Source organism: Hydrogenophaga sp., from assembly GCF_031426985.1.
In the GTDB taxonomy this organism is placed as follows: Bacteria; Pseudomonadota; Gammaproteobacteria; order Burkholderiales; family Burkholderiaceae_C; genus Hydrogenophaga.
Map to the genome: position 1 here is coordinate 14192 of NZ_JASJOY010000221.1, position 17525 is coordinate 31716.

Sequence of the window (17525 nt, forward strand, 5' to 3'; positions counted from 1 at the left end):
AGCAAAACCCGTGCCCTGTGGGGGCCGATGGCACGGAAGCTGCAGATTCGGAGCACCCCCCTGCGCCGCTGCGCGGCTTCCCCCCTCTCCTGCGGGAGGGGGAACGCAGCCAGTGGCCCGGCAAAGCCGGTTCCACGGCTGCCGCTGGCCTTCTCCACCGTGTCACCCCATCCCATCCTCGAAGCCTGTGTCTGATCCTGCTCCGCCCCAACGCATCATCAAGGTGCGCCGCGACTACAACAGCTGGGTCGGCAGCGAGACGCTGGAGGACTACGCCCTGCGCTACACGCCGCAGCGCTTTCGCAAATGGAGCGAGTGGCGCGTGGCCAACACCGCGTTCGGTGCGGCGTCGTTCCTGATCCTCGAAGCCGTGGGCGCCACGCTGCTGGTGCAGGTCGGCTTCATCAACGCCTTCTGGGCCATCCTGGCCACGGGGCTGATCATCTTCCTGGCGGGGCTGCCCATCAGCGTCTACGCTGCGCGCCACGGGGTGGACATGGACCTGCTCACGCGCGGCGCGGGCTTTGGCTACATCGGCTCGACCATCACCTCGCTCATCTACGCCAGCTTCACCTTCATCTTCTTCGCGCTGGAGGCGGCGGTGATGGCCTATGCGCTGGAGCTGGCGCTGGACATCCCGCCCGCCTGGGGCTACCTCATCTGCGCGCTGGTCGTGATCCCGCTGGTCACGCACGGGGTCTCGGCCATCAGCCGCTTCCAGGTGTGGACCCAGCCGCTGTGGCTGGTGATGATGCTGGTGCCCTTCGCTGCGGTGTGGATGCTCGATCCCGGTGCATTCACCAGCATCGCGCACTACGGTGGTGAATCTGGCGCGGGTCGGGATTTCTCGTGGCACCTGTTTGGTGCTGCGCTCACCGTGGGCATCGCGCTCATCACGCAGATGGGCGAGCAGGCCGACTATCTGCGCTTCATGCCCGCGCAGCGGCCCGGTCATGCGCTGCGCTGGTGGGCCGGCGTGCTGGCCGGCGGGCCGGGCTGGGTGCTGCTGGGCGTGTGCAAGATGCTGGGCGGCGCGCTGCTGGCCTGGCTGGCGCTGTCGCACATGGTGCCGGCCGAGCGCGCGGTGGACCCCAACCAGATGTACCTGGCCGCGTACGAATACATCCTGCCCTACGGCTGGGCGGTGGCGGCCACGGCGCTGTTCGTGGTGGTGTCGCAGCTCAAGATCAACGTCACCAACGCCTACGCCGGCTCGCTGGCCTGGAGCAACTTCTTCTCGCGCCTCACGCACAGCCACCCGGGCCGCGTGGTCTGGGTGGTGTTCAACACGCTGATCGCCTTCATGCTGATGGAGATGAACGTGTTCCGCGCGCTGGGCGAGGTGCTGGGGCTCTACAGCAACATCGCCATCGCCTGGATCATGGCCGTGGTGGCCGACCTGGTGATCAACAAGCCGCTGGGCTGGAGCCCCCCAGGCATCGAGTTCAAGCGCGCCCACCTGTACGACATCAACCCCGTGGGCGTGGGCGCCATGGGCCTGGCCTCGGTGCTGTCCATCCTGGCCTACCTGGGGCTGATGGGCCCGCTGGCCCAGGCCTTCTCGGCCGTGATCGCCATGGTCACGGCGCTCATCACCGCGCCCCTGATCGCGTGGGCGACAAAGGGTCGCTATTACATCGCCAGACCGGCAGAAGCCACAGTGGTTTGGCACAACTTGCGCCCGGCGGGGCGAGGGGGAGCCCATCCAGAAACACCGCGGAACGGGCTCCGCCCGGCCGCAGGTGTTGCCCCCCTCCAGGGGGGTGACGCCGCAGGCGGCGCGGGGGGTGTCCACAAGTGCGTGATTTGTGAGCGCGAATACGAAGGCCCCGACATGGCCCACTGCCCGGCCTACCAGGGCGCCATCTGCTCGCTCTGCTGCTCGCTCGACGCGCGCTGTGGCGACCTGTGCAAACCCCAGGCGCGCCTGCAGGTGCAGTGGCAGGCGGCGCTGCGCGCGGTGCTGCCGCAGCGCATGTGGCCCTACCTGCAGGCGGGGCTGGCGCATTACTTGTTGATCATGGGCGTGATGGCGCCGGTGCTGGCGGCGGTGCTGGCCCTGCTGTACCGCCAGCAGGTGCAGGGGCTGGACGCGGTGACCCGCGACGCCAGCCTGATCGACGCCGCCCTGCGCGCCGGCTTTTTGCAGGTGTACGCGGTGCTGCTGTTGATCGCCGGCACGGTGGCCTGGTGGCTGGTGCTGGCGCACAAAAGCCGCGAAGTGGCGCAGGAAGAATCCAACCGCCAGACGCACTTGCTCATGCAGGAGATCGACAGCCACCGCAAGACCGACGAAGCCCTGCAGCAGGCCCGCCGCGCGGCCGAGCAGGCCAACCAGGCCAAGAGCCGCTACATCAGCACCATCAGCCACGAACTGCGCACGCCGCTCAACAGCATCCTGGGTTATGCGCAGCTGCTGCAGGAAGACACCGGCGTCGCGCCGCACCGGGCGCAGGCCATCCGCGTCATCCACCGCGGCGGTGAACACCTGCTCTCGCTGATCGAAGGCACGCTGGACATCGCGCGCATCGAGTCCGGCAAGCTCGCGCTGGACGTGAAGCCCATGGCCTTTGCCGACACCATGGCCGAGGTGGCCAGCATGTTCGAGCTGCAGGCCGCGGCCAAGGGCTTGCGCTTTGCCTTCGAGCCGCAGGGCACGCTGCCGCAGGCCGTGCGCGCCGACGAAAAGCGCCTGCGCCAGATCCTCATCAACCTGCTGGGCAACGCGGTGAAGTTCACGCGGGTGGGGCAGGTGCGGCTGGTGGTGCGGTTCGCGCGCGAGATGGCGCAGTTCGAGGTGCACGACACCGGCCCGGGCATGGGCACGGCCGAGCTGGACAAGGTGTTCGAGCCCTTCCAGCGTGGCCAGAGCGCGGCCGGCGAACACGCCAGCGGCGGCACCGGCCTGGGCCTGACCATTGCCAAGATGCTGACCGACCTGATGGGCGGCGAGATGACGGTGCGCAGCACGCCGGGGCAGGGCACCGTGTTCAGCGTGCGCCTGTTCCTGCCCGAGTTGCACGGCGTGGCTGCGCGGCGCGCATTGCCCGAGCCCGCTGTGACCGGTTACGCAGGCCCCCGCCGGCGCGTGCTGGTGGTCGACAACGAAGAGAGCGACCGCGAGCTGCTGGCGCGCTGGCTGCAGCCGCTGGGCTTTGATGTGCTGCTGGCCACCAGCGGGCACGACGCGCTGGCCATGCTCGACGGCGTGGCGCCCGGCAGCGAGCGCGCGCCGCACGCCGTCTTCATGGACCTGGCCATGCCCGGCATCGACGGCTGGGAAACGCTGCGCCGCCTGCGCGCGGGCGGCTGGGCCGGCGTGCCCATGGCCATCGTCTCGGCTAACGCCTTCGACAAGGGCCTGCACAACGACCTGGGCCTGGCGCCCGATGGCGCACCGCGCGAGCAGGCCTTTTTTGTCAAGCCGGTGCGGCGCGACGACCTCACCACCTGGCTGGGCCAGCAGCTCGGCCTGCGCTGGACACACGCCGACGATGCGCCAGTGGCCGCGGCCGCAACGGTGGTGCCCGCACCGGGCAGCGCACAGGCGCTGGACAGCTGTGCACCCGCTCTGCCCGGTGAACTGGCGCCCCTGCTGGAGCTGGTGCGGCTGGGCTACTACAAAGGCATCGTGCAGTGGCTCGACGACTGGGTGCGCCAGCGCCCCGAGCAGGCCGCCTTTGCCCTGGGTCTGCGCGCGCTGGCCCGCGAGTTCCGTTTTGAAGCCATCGAACAGCGGCTGCTGCAGGCCGATGCCCCGCTGCAGACCCCCCAACTGCCCACATGATCGCCACGCCCGTGTCCGCCCCCAGCAACCCCCAGAACGCCCAGCACCCCCTGCCCCCGGGGGAGGCGCTGGTCGTGCTCATCGTGGACGACGTGCCCGACAACGTGGCCCCGCTGCACGACGCGCTGGACGAAGCGGGCTACACCGTGCTGGTCGCGCTGGACGGCGAAGCCGCCATCCGCCGCGCCACCCAGGCCCTGCCCGACGTGGTGCTGCTCGACGCCGTCATGCCCGGCATCGACGGCTTTGAAGTGGCCAGGCGGCTCAAGGCCGAGCCCGCCACTGCGCACATTCCCATCATCTTCATGACCGGCCTGACCGAGACCGAGCACCTGGTGGCCGCGCTCGACGCCGGTGGCGTGGACTACGTGACCAAACCCATCAAGCCGCGCGAGGTGATGGCGCGCATGGGCGTGCACCTGCGCGCCGCGCGCCATGTGCGCCAGGGCGCGGTGGAACGCAGCCAGGCGCGCAACGCGCTGGACGCGTTCGGCTACGCCACCATCACCGTGCGCGCCCGCGACGGGCGCCTGATGTGGCAGACCCCGCTGGCCCGCGACCTGCTGGCGCGCTATTGCGGCACCGAGGCGCCCAGCACGCCCCCGGCCGTGCTGCAATGGCTGGACCGTCTGCTGCCCGAGCTGCAAAGCCCGGCGGTGCCCGGGCAACCGGTGCGCGAGCCGCCGCGCCTGACCCTAGACCAGGGCCCGCGCCGGCTCACCTTCCGTCTGCACCAGTGCGTGGGCGACGAGGACGGCAATGAGTTCGGTGAACCCGGCGACTGGCTGATCGTGATGCAGGAAACGTCCGACGCCGCCGTGCTGGAGAGCCTGGCCCAGGCCTTTGGCCTGACAGCGCGCGAGGCCGAGGTGCTGTACTGGGTGGTCAAAGGCAAGATCAACCGCGACATAGGCGACATCCTCGGCGCGAGCCCGGCCACGGTGAAGAAGCACCTGGAACGAATCCACGCCAAGCTGGGGGTGGAGACCCGCACCGCGGCGGCGGCCATGGCCATCAACCGCGTGCCGCTGCTGCAGCCGCGGGGCTGATGCGTCTTCAGTCCGGCGGCGTGTCCGTTGCCTCGATCTGTTTGAGCAGGCGGTCAAAGTCGCTCTCAAACAGCCGGTCCTGCACGATCCGGTATTTCTCGAACTCGGTTTCGGCGTGTGCCCTGGCGATCTCGGCCGACACCTTGCCGGCGTCTTGCAGGATATCTCGGTCCCAGAGTTTCAGGAAGCCGCTCAGGCGCGGTCTGTCCGTGAATGGCGTAGTGCAGCTTGTTCTGCACGACGGCAAAGAAGCGCTGGGTCGCCGTGGCCGAGGCGTCGTAGTCCAGCGCAGTGGCGTAGATGTCGGTGACCTTCTGGTAGAAGCGCCGCTCGGACATCCGGATTTCCCGGATCTTCTCCAGCTGCCGCTCGAAAAAATCCTCGGTCAAGACGCTGCCGTCGCTCTTCAGGCGCTCCGGGTCCATGACCCAGCCCTGAATCGTGTAGTCCTTGACGATCTGGTTGGCCCACTTGCGGAACTGCACAGCCCGTTCGTTTTCGATCTTGAAACCCACGGCAATGATGGCCTGCAGGCTGTAGTGATCGACGCTGCGGCGAACCTCCCGCTCCCCCTCGGTTTGAACCATTAAGTACGGCTTAACAGTTGCCTCGCGCTCCAGCTCGTTGTCGGCGTAGATGCGTTTCAGGTGCTGGCTGATCGCGGGTACCGACACGTCGTACAGCGTGGCCATCATCTTCTGCGTGAGCCAGAGGTTTTCATTCTCGTAGCGCATCTCCACGCTGGTGCTGCCGCCACCGGTGGCCGCGATGAAGGTCAGGTACTCCGCGGCCGAAGATCGGACGAGTGAAACTTCCTTGGACTTGGAGGCGGATGGGGGCGTTTTCTTGCGCATGGTTCGGGCAGCCGCATGGCCGGTGGCCGGTGGTGGTGGCTCATGATAGCCATGGCCGCAGCTACCATTGGTGGCTGCTTTTGCCGACGCCATGCCCATTCACGCCCCTCACTGTTGCCAGATCCGAAGCCATTTGGGTCGTCTCAACTGGAGGCGTGCGTCGGGATGGCCTGTCGGTCCCGGCGGGGGAACAACAAAAGAGGGAGGAACGCCATGAGCATGAACGAAGCGGACACCCGCTTTCACCTGATAGACCCTGTGCTGCGCAGCAAGGGCTATGTCCACCGCGACCACATCACATTGGAGATCAGCGTCACGCCCGCCCCGGTAGAGCCCAGCGGCGCCAAAGGGCGCCGTCGCCCGGGCAAAGGCCGCACCGACTACCTGCTCTGCGTGCAAGTGGGCGACATGCCCAAGGCGCTTCCCGTGGCGGTGCTCGAAGCCAAGAAAGAAGCCGAGGACGCGCTCAAAGGCATGCAGCAAGCCAAGGGCTATGCCGACTGCGAGCGCTTCGACGTCAAGTACGCCTTTGCCACCAATGGCCATCGATACGGCGAATTCGACAGTTTCGCCCAGTTGCTGACCGGGCCGTTCCCCTTGGTTGATTTCCCGGCGCACCCCGACCTGACCGCCCGCTACGCCAAAGACACCGGCGTGGACCTGAACCGCCCCGAGGCGGCCATGCTGTTCCAGGCCGACAGCCCTGCGTGGTCGCAGTCTCGCTACTACCAGGACGCCGCCATCCGCGCGTCTTTTGAAAAAATCCTGCTCGACCAGCAGGCGGGCCAGCCGCCCCGCGTGCTGCTCACGCTGGCCACCGGGGCCGGCAAAACCATCATCGCCACCAACCTGCTCTGGCGCCTGAGCCAGGCCGGGCAGCTGCCCAAGCCCGCGCTGTTCCTGTGCGATCGCGACGAACTGCGCAGTCAGGCCTACAGCAAACTGTTTGCCGCCTTTGGCGACAACGCCCGTGTTGTCGAAACCAGGCAGGGAAAGAACGCCGCAGCCAACGCCCGCATCCACATCGCCACGTACCACACGCTGGGGCTCGACGAAGAACAAGACGACATCAAATTCGCCAGCTTCCTCTCCACCCACTACGGACCAAACGCCTTCAGCGCCATCGTCATCGACGAGTGCCACCGCTCGGCCTGGGGCCGCTGGGCTGAAGTGCTCAGGCGCAACCCCAGCGCCATCCACATCGGCCTGACGGCCACGCCCCGCAAGCTGCACGAACCCAAGAAGAAAACCGCAGCGGTGGTGGAAGACGAAACCATCACCGCCAACAACCGCCAGTACTTCGGCGAGCCGGTGTACGAATACACGCTGATCCAGGCACAGGAAGACGGCTACCTCGCCGCCTGCGAAATCGTCAAACGCAAGGCCAGCATCGACAGCGCCGTGTTCACCCGCGAAGACGTTCTCAAGGCCGGCGCGCACGACCTCAAGACCGGCCGCCTGCTGACCGAAGAAGACCTCACCAAGGCCGAATACACCGGCAAAGACTTCGATGACGAACTGTTCATCGAGCTGCGCACGCCCAAGATGTGCGAAGACCTGTTCAAACAGCTGCTGACCAACGGCGGGCCGGAGCAAAAGGTCATCATCTTCTGCACCCGCGAGCCCCACGCCGACCGCGTGGCCCAGCACATGGGCAACCTCTACACCCGCTGGTGCAAAGAGCATGGGAGAACGCCCAAGGACCACTACGCCTTCAAGTGCATGGGCGGCGCCAACAACGGGGCCGACATGGTGGAGCCCATGCGCGGCTCGGGCGAACGCGCCTTCATCGCCTGCACGGTGGACCTGCTGGAAGCCGGGGTGGACATCGAGCGCCTGAACGCGGTGGTGTTCTTCCGCTACCTGCAATCGCCCATCAAGTTCTACCAGATGGTCGGGCGCGGCACCCGCATCCACGAAGAAACGCAAAAGTACAAGTTCTGGCTCTACGACTACACCGACGTCACCAGCCTCTTCGGCACCGACTTCATTACCGCGCCGCCGCGCGCCGGCGGCCGCAAGCCCGGGGCCGACGATGGCGACGAGGGGGGCGGCGGTGGCGGTGGCGGGAACGACGGCCCCCATGTGGCCGAAATCGGCGGACAGTACGTGACCATCAACGCCCAGGGCCGCTTCATCCTCAGCCGCCGCGACGGGCGGGACACGCCGATCCCGGTGGACGAATACCGGCGCGAGGTGGTCCAGCGCGTGGTGAGCGAGGCGCACAACCTCGACGACTTCCGCGCGCTGTGGATCGAGGCGAAAAAGCGCCGCAGCCTCATCGACCACCTCCTGGGCGACAACTTCAGCCCCGAGGTGATTCGCCAAATCGACCATATGAACGACTTTGACCTCTACGACTTTTTTGGCCACCACGGCTACCACGCGCGGGCGCTCAAGCGGCCCGAGCGCGGCGCCTTCTACATCCAGCAGCACCAGAGCTGGTTCAGCAGCATGAAGCCCCAGGCCGCCACTGTGCTGCGGGGCCTGGGCCACCAGTTCGCCGCTGGCGGCACCGAAGCGCTGGAAAGCCCCAACCTCTGGGAAGTGCCCGAGATCAAGCTGGCCGGAGGGCTGGACGCGCTGCGCGGGCTGGGCAAGCCGACGCAGGTGATGCTTGATGCCAAGGGAAGGTTGTTTGGGGTATGAGCAATCTGATTCGCCTCGGAGACCACACCACAAAGATTGGAAGCGGACAGACGCCACAGGGTGGATACCGCGCGTATACCCAATCCGGCATACCCCTGATCCGAAGCCAAAACGTCCAGATGGGTAGCTTTTCGGAGGACGGTCTCGCTTTCATTTCTCAGGCGATAGATGAGTCGATGGCTAGTTCGCGTGTGCTGCCTGGAGACGTTTTGCTCAACATCACGGGTGCATCGATTGGACGTGTTTGCGTTGTGCCCGATGGCCGCTGTCCTGCCAATGTCAATCAGCACGTCTGCATCATTCGCTGTGCTGAAACTCTGCACCCGGAATACGTGGCCACGCTCCTGAGCAGCCCAGAGTTCCAGAAGCTCATTTGGGATCGTCAGGCTGGAGGCACCCGTCAGGCTTTGACCAAGCAGATGATCGAAGACTTCGAGTTGCCATGTCCGCCTGTTGACAAACAACGCCAAATCGCCGCTCGCTTGAAGACACAACTGGCTGAGTTGGACGCTGCCATGACGGTGGCGCAGACTCAAGCCCAGGACATCGCCCGCATCCGCAGCCGTGTCCTGCAAGAAGTCTTTGCCGGCCTGCAGGACGTGCCGCACAAAGTGCTGGGCGATCACGCCACCACCACCAGCGGCACCACGCCTTCGCGTGGCAATAAGGCCTACTGGTCGTCCGCCGACATCCCCTGGGTGAAAACCGGCGAGGTGGCGTTTGCGCCCATCACCGCGACCGAAGAATCGGTGTCCCGACTGGCGCTGGCCGAGTGTTCGCTCTCTCTGTTGCCGCCCAAGACAGTGCTGGTGGCCATGTACGGCCAGGGCAAGACCCGTGGCCAGTCGGCCCTGCTGGAAGTGCAAGCCACCACCAATCAGGCGTGTTTCGCCATCCTGCCCAACGACACCTGGAATCCCGACTTTCTGTATTTCTGGCTCATGGCGAGCTACCAGGACCTGCGCGACCTTTCGGAAGACCGGGGCGGCAACCAAGCCAACCTGAATGGTGCTTTGCTCAAGGCGCTGAACGTGCCCGCACCCGACCAGGACACGCAAGGCCGCATCGTCGAGCGTGTGCGGGCCGCGCTGGCCGAGGTGGAAGCCATGCAAGCCGCCAGCCGGCAGATGCTTAAAGATCTAGAAAAACTGCCCCAGCGCATCCTGGCCCAGGCATTCGATTCATAGGGAGAACCACATGAGCAATAAAAACATAGCCCAGGCGCACCACGCCACGTTTGAAGGCATCCGCCACGCCGACGCCGAGGGCCACGAGTTCTGGCTGGCCCGGTCGCTGGCCAAGGTGCTGGACTATTCGGAATACCGCCACTTTCTGCCGGTGGTGGAGCGGGCCAAAGAGGCCTGCCAGAACAGTGGCCAGCCACTGGCGAACCATTTCGAGGATGTCCTCGACATGGTCGATATCGGCTCGGGCGCGCAGCGAGAGCTGCCCGGGGTGCGGCTCTCGCGTTATGCCTGTTACCTGATCGTGCAGAACGGCGATCCGAGCAAACCGGTAATCGCCAACGGCCAAACCTACTTTGCCTTGCAGACGCGGCGGCAGGAGCTGGCCGACGATGCCAAGTTTGCCCAGCTCAGCGAAGACGAGAAGCGCCTGGCGATCCGCAACGAACTGGCCACCCACAACAAGCACCTGGCGGCGGCCGCCAAGGGCGCGGGCGTGGAGAGCAGCCTGGACTTCGCCATTTTTCAGGACCACGGCTACAAGGGCTTGTACGGGGGGCTGGGGCACAAGGAAATCCACGCCGTGAAAGGGCTGAAAAAGAGCCAGAAAATTCTGGACCACATGGGCAGCACCGAGCTGGCAGCCAATCTGTTCCGCGCCACGCAGACCGAAGAGAAGCTGCGGCGTGACCAGGTGCAGGGCAAGGCCCAGGCCAATAAGACCCACTACGACGTGGGCCGCAAGGTGCGCCAGACCATCCAGGAGCTGGGCGGCACCATGCCCGAGAAGCTGCCCAAGCCGGACACCAGCATCCAGCAGATCGCTTCGGCGAAAAAATCGCTGTCCAAGAAGAAACCCGAGAGCAATTGAATGGCACGCGCCAAGAAAACGTCTTCCCCAAAGGTCCCCAAGGCCATCGCCTCCACGCAGTCGCTCTCCAGCTTCGTCAAGAGCGTGTGCGATGTGATGCGCCGCTCCAACTGCGCCAGCGCCCTGCAGTACGTGCCCGAGCTGACCTGGATTCTGTTCCTGCGCATCCTGGACGCGCAGGAAGCCCGCGACCAGGAGCAGGCCGAGGTGGTGGGCGCGAACTTTGTTCCGGCCCTGCGTATGCCCTTTCGCTGGCAGGACTGGGCGGCGCCATATTCGATCGCAGACTCACACCCCAAGACGCCCGAGGGCATGCCCTTTGGCTGGAAGCGGCAGGAGCTGTTTGCGGCGGGCGACGGCAAGTTGTTCGAGTTCATTAACAAAGAGCTATTGCCTCACCTGCACCAGCTGGACATGGACCCGCGCACCAACCTGCCCAGTACCTGGGCCACGCGCAAGCAGCGCATCATCGGCCGCACCATGACGGCGGTGGAGCGCGTGCGGGTGGACAGCGAAACCAACCTGCGCGACATCCTGGACAAAGTGCACCAGATCCACATCGACCATGTGGACGACACGCACTTCTTCACGCTCTCGCAGGTGTACGAAGACCTTTTGCTGAAGATGGGCGAGAAGAACTCGGACGGTGGCCAGTTCTTCACCCCGCGCGAGGTGATCCGCGCCATGGTGCATACGGTGCAACCCCAGCTGGGCCAGACGGTGTACGACCCCTGCTGTGGCACGGGCGGTTTTCTGGCCGTGGCCTACGAGCACCTGGCCCGCAACATGGGCAACATCCCGGCGGCCACCGACATCGACCGGCTCAAGCACGACACCTTCTTTGGCCGCGAAAAAGAAAACCTGGTGTTCCCGATCGCGTTGGCCAACCTGGTGTTGCACGGGATCGACCAGCCCAACCTGTGGCATGGCAATTCGCTCACGGGTAAAGCCACCTACGCCGCGTTGTTCGAGGATGCGCCCAAGCAGTTCGACGTGATCCTGACCAACCCACCCTTTGGCGGCAAGGAGGGCTCGGACGCGCAGCAAAAGTATGCCTATGCGACGAGTTCGACGCAGGTGCTGTTCGTGCAGGACATCCTGGCCGAGCTGGCACCGCAGGGCACCTGTGCCATCGTGCTGGACGAGGGCTTTCTGTTTCGCACCAACGAAAGCGCCTTTGTGGAAACCAAGCGCAAGCTGGTGGACGAATGCGACCTCTGGGCCATCCTGAGCCTGCCGGGCGGCGTGTTTTCCACCGCGGGCGCTGGCGTGAAGACCAACCTGATGTTCTTCACCAAGGGCCAGAAGACTGAGCGCACTTGGTACTACGACCTGTCGCATGTGAAGGTGGGCAAGAAGACACCGCTGACGCTCGCGCATTTTGGCTATGCGCCCGATGGCAGCGTGTTGACCGACGAGGCTTTGCCCGCCGTGCTGACCGGCGAGTGGCAAGCCGACGAGGCCAACGCGGGCAAGCCCTACCCGAGCTATGCGCGCATGCTGGCGCAGCGTGGAACGCCCGCAGGCGACGGCCGCTATTCGTGGACGGTGGACTTTGCGGCCAAACGGGCCAAGGCCCGCGCCGAGATGGCGCCGCTGTTGGAGCAGGCCAACGGCATCAGGGCCGAGGTCGTGACGATGAAAGAGCGGTTCAAACGCCTGAAGAAGGACGCCGCGCTGCAGCAGGCGCTGGATGCGCTGGACGCCCAGATCCGAGAGCAGGAGAAAGCGGCGCGCGACCTGGAAACGCAGGCCGATGGCATCGACGCGGCGGTGTTCGACCTGAAGGCGGTGAATCCGAATGCGGTAACCGTGGTAGATGACCGCACGCCGGCGCAGATCATCAAGAGCATTCAAGACCAGGGACGCATCGTGGCCGACGCGTTGGCGCGGCTGAACGCCTTGCTGGCGTCGGGCTGAGCGCCACATCCTTGCAAATCTGGAACCAGACTCCACGATTGCAAGGATAAGTTGGGCCTTCGGCTCCCGTTTTTCGGGGCGCACACCCCCGCATACGCCACCCGGCGTACATACGCCCTTCAGGGTTCTCCCTAGCATCCGGTTGTCCGCTGAACACCGCCCTCAAGGGGTGGTCCGGCGGCAGAAATCACCCCTCAACCGGATCTGCTCAACCCCCCCCTGGAGAAGCGCCATGATGCAACGTCGATTCACTCTCAAAGCCCTGTCGGTCGCGGCCGCCCTGGGCGCCATGGGCCTGCCGGCCCACGCGGCCGACACCATCAAGGTCGGTGTGCTGCACAGCCTGTCGGGCACGATGGCCATTTCGGAAACCGTGCTCAAGGACGTGGCCCTGATGGCCATCGACGAGATCAACGCCAAGGGCGGCGTGATGGGCAAGAAGCTCGAACCCGTGGTGGTGGACCCGGCGTCCAACTGGCCGCTGTTCGCCGAAAAGGCCAAGCAGCTGATCGACCAGGACAAGGTCGCCGCCGTGTTCGGCTGCTGGACCTCGGTGAGCCGCAAGTCGGTGCTGCCGGTGTTCGAAGAAAAGAACAGCCTGCTGTTCTACCCGGTGCAGTACGAAGGCGAAGAGCTGTCCAAGAACGTGTTCTACACCGGCGCCGCGCCCAACCAGCAGGCCATTCCCGCGGTGGAATACCTGATGAGCAAGGACGGCGGCTCGGCCAAGCGCTTCGTGCTGCTGGGCACCGACTACGTCTACCCCCGCACCACCAACAAGATCCTGCGCGCCTTCCTCAAGGCCAAGGGCGTGGCGGACGCCGACATCATGGAGGAGTACACGCCCTTCGGTCACGCCGACTACCAGACCATCATCGCCAACATCAAGAAGTTCGCTGCCGCGGGCAAGAAGACGGCGGTGATCTCCACCATCAACGGCGATTCGAACGTGCCGTTCTACAAGGAACTGGGCAACGCCGGCCTGTCGGCCAAGCAGGTGCCGGTGGTGGCCTTCTCGGTGGGTGAAGAAGAGCTGCGCGGCGTGGACACCAAGCCGCTGGTGGGCCACCTGGCCGCCTGGAACTACTTCATGAGCGTCAAGAACCCGGCCAACGCCGAGTTCACCAAGAAGTGGGCCGCCTACGCCAAGGCCAAGAACATCGCCGGTCACAAAGACAAGCCGCTGACCAACGACCCGATGGAGGCCACCTACATCGGCATCAACATGTGGGCGCAGGCCGTGGCCAAGGCCAAGTCCACCGACACCGACAAGGTGATCGCCGCCATGGCCGGCCAGACCTTCAAGGCCCCGGGCGGTTTCACCTCCACCATGGACCCGGAAAACCACCACCTGCACAAGCCGGTGTTCATTGGCGAGGTCAAGGGTGACGGCCAGTTCAACGTGGTGTGGAAGACCAAGGGCCCGGTCGTGGCCGACCCCTGGAGCGACTACATCGCCGAGAACAAGGGCAAGGCCAACGTGCCGGTGAAGAAGTAATTCGTAGGCACCCCCCGCGCCGCTGCGCGGCTCCCCCCTCGGGTGCAGTGCTTGGCGCTGGATGGAACCAATAAAAACGATGCGTTTGGGGTCAGGGCAAGGCGCGAACCACAGCGATACCACGTGGTATCGCGCGGATTTGCAACGCAGTCATGGCCCCAAAGGCGCGTTTTTATGTTCCAGCTGGCGTCAAGCGCTGCACGGGCCTTCGGCGGGAGGGGGGCGACACCTGGGGCCGGCGGAGCCGGACCCTCGGTGTCCCTGGGTTTTGCGTGGTGGGCGCTGGCTTTGAGTGTCTGTTGACCGACCGTTTGTGGCTCGGTCTCTGGTTGAGGATTTTTCATGAAGACCGAATGGCTCCGGCCTCTGTGCCTGGGGTTGGCGCTGTGGCTGGGCATGGGGGCGGCCCACGCCCTCACCCCGGCCGAGGCCCTGACCCTGGCCGCGGGCGACAGTGACGAGCGCATCGCGACGCTCAACCAGCTGGCCGCGGCCGGCGACGCGAAGGGGCTGGCGCTGATCCAGGCCCTGTCCAGCGACGCCGTCAAGGTCCAGGGTGAGCAGGTGCTCATCGTGGCCGACGACAGATCGGCCACCGACGCCGTGACCGGCGCCGTGGTCACGCTCGGCGAGAACGCCGAAGACGCCATCGTCAACAACCGCCTGCGGGGCGCGCTGGAGGCCGCGCAGGCCGGGCGCGACCTGTTCGGCACCGATCCCGCCCTGCAACGCGAAGCCGCCACCCTGCTGCAGCGCGCCGCCTTTGAAGAACCCGACGCCAGCCAGTTGCCGCTGGTGGAAAAAGCCCTGGCCGGCAACCTGGACCCGGCCGCCCGCGACAGCCTCACGCTCGCCCGCGCCGCCATGCAGCTGGCCAGCGACGACGAAGCCCAGCGCCTGGCCGCGGCACAGACCCTGGGCGAGATGGGCCAGCCCGCTCTGCGCCCGCTGCTGGCCGCGCAGCTCGAAGCCGAGAGCAGCGCCGCCGTGAAGGCCGCGCTCAGCGCCGCCATTTCGTCGCTGGACCGTTCGCTCGCGGTGAGCAACGCGCTCTCGCAAGCCTTCACCGGCATCAGCCTGGGCAGCATCCTGCTGCTGGCCGCGCTGGGCCTGGCCATCACCTACGGCCTCATGGGCGTGATCAACATGGCCCATGGCGAGCTGATCATGATCGGCGCCTACGCCACCTGGCTGGTGCAGGCCCTCTTCAAGAACGCCTTGCCCGGTCTGTTCGACTGGTACCTGCTGGCCGCGCTGCCGGTGGCCTTCATCACCGCGGCGCTGGTCGGTGCGGCCATGGAGCGCACGGTGATCCGCTTCCTCTATGGCCGTCCGCTGGAGACGCTGCTGGCCACCTGGGGCATCAGCCTGGTGCTGATGCAGGGCGTGCGCAGCCTGTTCGGCGCGCAGAACGTGGGCGTGGAAAACCCGAGCTGGATGAGCGGCAGCGTCACGCTGCTGGGCAACCTCACGCTGCCCTGGAACCGCATCATCATCATCGCCTTCGCAGCGGCGGTGCTGGTCGGCGTCACGCTGCTGATCACCCGCACGCGGCTCGGCCTGTTCGTGCGCGGCGTGACGCAGAACCGCCCGATGGCCAGCTGCATGGGCGTGAACACCGCGCGCATCGACACCTACGCGTTTGCACTGGGCTCGGGCATTGCCGGCCTGGCGGGCTGCGCGCTCAGCCAGATCGGCAACGTCGGCCCCGACCTGGGCCAGAACTACATCGTGGACTCGTTCATGGTGGTGGTGCTCGGCGGCGTGGGCCAGCTGGCCGGCACGGTCTACGCCGCGCTGGGCCTGGGCCTGCTGAACAAGCTGCTCGAAGGCTGGGCCGGCGCCGTGCTGGCCAAGATCGCGGTGCTGGTGTTCATCATCGTCTTCATCCAGAAAAGACCCCAGGGCATCTTCGCCATGAAGGGAAGAAGCGCCGAGGCGTGAACACCATGACGACACAAACCATTCCTTCTCCCGTGGTCCTGCCGCAGGCCGGACCGCTGCTCACCCGCTCCGGCTGGAGCGGCGTGCTCGTCGCGCTGCTGGTGGTCTGCGCCGTGGCGCCAGCGCTGAATCTGCTGGTGCCCGAGGGCAGCGTGTTCCACCTGTCCGACTACATGGTCGGTCTGCTGGGCAAGATCATGTGTTACGCCATCTGCGCGCTGGCCATGGACCTGATCTGGGGCTACACCGGCATCCTCTCGCTGGGCCACGGCCTGTTCTTCGCGCTCGGCGGCTATGTGATGGGCATGTACCTCATGCGCCAGATCGGCACCGACGGCAACTACAAAAGCGAGCTGCCCGACTTCATGGTCTTCCTGGACTGGAAGGAACTGCCCTGGCACTGGGCGCTGTCGGACAGCTTCATCGCCACGCTGGCGCTGATCGTGCTGGTGCCGGGCCTGGTGGCCTTCGTGTTCGGCTACTTCGCCTTCCGCTCGCGCATCAAGGGCGTGTACTTCTCCATCATCACGCAGGCCCTCACCTTCGCCGCGCTGCTGCTGTTCTTCCGCAACGAGACCGGCATGGGCGGCAACAACGGCTTCACCGATTTCAAGCGCATCCTGGGGCTGCCGCTGGCCACGCAGGAGATGCGCATGACGCTGTTCGTCATCACCGGCCTGGTGCTGCTGGGCTGTTACGTGTTCGCGCGCTGGCTGGTGGGCAGCAAGTTCGGCCGGGTGCTGCAGGCGGTGCGCGACGCCGAGAGCCGCGTCATGTTCTGTGGCTACAACCCGCTGCCCTACAAGCTCACCATCTGGACGATTTCGGCCGTGATGTGCGGCGTGGCCGGCGCGCTGTACGTGCCGCAGGTCGGCATCATCAACCCCGGCGAGATGAGCACCGCCGCCAGCATCGAGATCGCCGTGTGGGCCGCGGTCGGTGGCCGCGCCACCTTGGTCGGCCCGATCATCGGCGCCTTCATCGTCAACGGCGCCAAGAGCTGGCTCACGGTGAGCTTCCCGGAGTACTGGCTGTACTTCCTGGGGGCCCTGTTCATCGCGGTCACGCTGTGGATGCCGCAGGGCGTGGTGGGGCTGGTCAAGAAGTTCAAGAAGGGAGGCCGGGCATGACCCCCGACCTGATGGAAGCGGGCGCGCAGCGCTACGAGAAACTGCAGACCGTCGCCACACCAGGCCGGACGGAATCCGGTGGCCGCCGTGCCGGTTACGGTCGCGTGCACCAGGCGGGCGAGGTGGACACCACGCACGGGCGCATCCTGTACCTGGAAGACGTGCACGTCAGCTTCGACGGTTTCAAAGCCATCAACGGCCTGAGCCTGGACATCGCACCCGGCGAGCTGCGCTGCATCATCGGCCCCAACGGCGCGGGCAAGACCACGATGATGGACATCATCACCGGCAAGACCCGGCCCGACCGCGGCACGGTGTTCTTCGGCAGCACCATCGACCTGCTGCGCCACCGCGAAGCCGAGATCGCCGCGCTGGGCATTGGCCGCAAGTTCCAGAAGCCCACGGTGTTCGAGCAGCTCTCGGTCTTCGAGAACCTGGAGCTGGCCCTGGCCACCGACAAGCGCGTGGGGCGCAGCATGGTGTTCACGCTCACGGGGGAAGAGAAGGACCGGCTGGCGGAGGTGCTGACGACGATCCACCTGGCCGACAGCGCCGCGCGCCAGGCAGGCCTGCTCAGCCACGGGCAGAAGCAGTGGCTGGAGATCGGCATGCTGCTGATGCAGGACCCCAAGCTGCTGC

11 protein-coding genes are annotated in these 17525 nt (G+C 65.9%); 10 read left to right on the forward strand and 1 reads right to left on the reverse strand.

Annotated features, from left to right (window positions below; genetic code table 11):
• The first annotated feature begins 187 nt into the window (after positions 1–187).
• Positions 188–3787 (forward strand): ATP-binding protein, encoded by a 3600-nt coding sequence (locus RMP09_RS22200; RefSeq protein WP_310568149.1) that lies wholly within the window; start codon positions 188–190, stop codon positions 3785–3787.
• Positions 3784–4836: a response regulator transcription factor gene (locus tag RMP09_RS22205; protein WP_310568150.1), complete on the forward strand. Its 1053-nt coding sequence runs from the start codon at positions 3784–3786 to the stop codon at positions 4834–4836. The genes RMP09_RS22200 and RMP09_RS22205 overlap by 4 nt, the downstream gene beginning before the upstream one ends.
• A gap of 65 nt (positions 4837–4901) precedes the next feature.
• Here RMP09_RS22205 and rhuM read toward each other — a convergent pair whose 3' ends face one another.
• A complete protein-coding gene (rhuM, locus tag RMP09_RS22210; protein WP_310568151.1) occupies positions 4902–5783 on the reverse strand; it encodes a RhuM family protein in 882 nt (293 codons plus the stop codon).
• A gap of 120 nt (positions 5784–5903) precedes the next feature.
• Between rhuM and RMP09_RS22215 the strand changes: the two genes are divergently transcribed.
• From RMP09_RS22215 to RMP09_RS22250, 8 genes are all read left to right on the forward strand, one after another.
• A complete protein-coding gene (locus RMP09_RS22215) occupies positions 5904–8339 on the forward strand; it encodes a DEAD/DEAH box helicase family protein (protein ID WP_310568152.1) in 2436 nt (811 codons plus the stop codon).
• A gap of 176 nt (positions 8340–8515) precedes the next feature.
• Positions 8516–9526, forward strand: coding sequence for a restriction endonuclease subunit S (locus RMP09_RS22220; protein WP_310568159.1), 1011 nt, complete (start codon positions 8516–8518; stop codon positions 9524–9526).
• A gap of 10 nt (positions 9527–9536) precedes the next feature.
• Entirely contained in the window at positions 9537–10394 is an 858-nt protein-coding gene (gene dinD / locus RMP09_RS22225) for a DNA damage-inducible protein D (protein ID WP_310568153.1), read from the forward strand.
• Complete coding sequence (locus RMP09_RS22230) at positions 10395–12314, forward strand: N-6 DNA methylase (RefSeq protein WP_310568154.1); 1920 nt, start codon at positions 10395–10397, stop codon at positions 12312–12314.
• A gap of 232 nt (positions 12315–12546) precedes the next feature.
• Positions 12547–13812 (forward strand): urea ABC transporter substrate-binding protein, encoded by a 1266-nt coding sequence (gene urtA, locus RMP09_RS22235; protein ID WP_310568155.1) that lies wholly within the window; start codon positions 12547–12549, stop codon positions 13810–13812.
• Positions 13813–14154: 342 nt separating this feature from the next.
• Positions 14155–15756 carry an urea ABC transporter permease subunit UrtB gene (gene urtB, locus RMP09_RS22240; protein WP_310568156.1) on the forward strand — a complete coding sequence of 534 codons (1602 nt, stop codon included), beginning with the start codon at positions 14155–14157 and terminating at the stop codon, positions 15754–15756.
• Positions 15757–15761: 5 nt separating this feature from the next.
• Positions 15762–16886 carry an urea ABC transporter permease subunit UrtC gene (gene urtC, locus RMP09_RS22245; RefSeq protein ID WP_310568157.1) on the forward strand — a complete coding sequence of 375 codons (1125 nt, stop codon included), beginning with the start codon at positions 15762–15764 and terminating at the stop codon, positions 16884–16886.
• Positions 16883–17525 (forward strand): ATP-binding cassette domain-containing protein (locus RMP09_RS22250; protein ID WP_310568158.1); only part of this gene is annotated, 643 nt, incomplete at its 3' end. The genes urtC and RMP09_RS22250, both read left to right, overlap by 4 nt.

Bases quoted from the DNA above. Each gene is read 5' to 3' on its own strand.
- RMP09_RS22230 (WP_310568154.1), top strand. From the start codon at position 10,395: ATGGCACGCGCCAAGAAAACGTCTTCCCCAAAGGTCCCCAAGGCCATC.
- dinD (WP_310568153.1), top strand. From the start codon at position 9,537: ATGAGCAATAAAAACATAGCCCAGGCGCACCACGCCACGTTTGAAGGC.
- RMP09_RS22215 (WP_310568152.1), top strand. From the start codon at position 5,904: ATGAGCATGAACGAAGCGGACACCCGCTTTCACCTGATAGACCCTGTG.
- rhuM (WP_310568151.1), bottom strand. From the start codon at position 5,783: ATGGCGTCGGCAAAAGCAGCCACCAATGGTAGCTGCGGCCATGGCTAT.
- RMP09_RS22220 (WP_310568159.1), top strand. From the start codon at position 8,516: ATGGCTAGTTCGCGTGTGCTGCCTGGAGACGTTTTGCTCAACATCACG.
- RMP09_RS22205 (WP_310568150.1), top strand. From the start codon at position 3,784: ATGATCGCCACGCCCGTGTCCGCCCCCAGCAACCCCCAGAACGCCCAG.
- urtB (WP_310568156.1), top strand. From the start codon at position 14,155: ATGAAGACCGAATGGCTCCGGCCTCTGTGCCTGGGGTTGGCGCTGTGG.
- urtC (WP_310568157.1), top strand. From the start codon at position 15,762: ATGACGACACAAACCATTCCTTCTCCCGTGGTCCTGCCGCAGGCCGGA.
- urtA (WP_310568155.1), top strand. From the start codon at position 12,547: ATGATGCAACGTCGATTCACTCTCAAAGCCCTGTCGGTCGCGGCCGCC.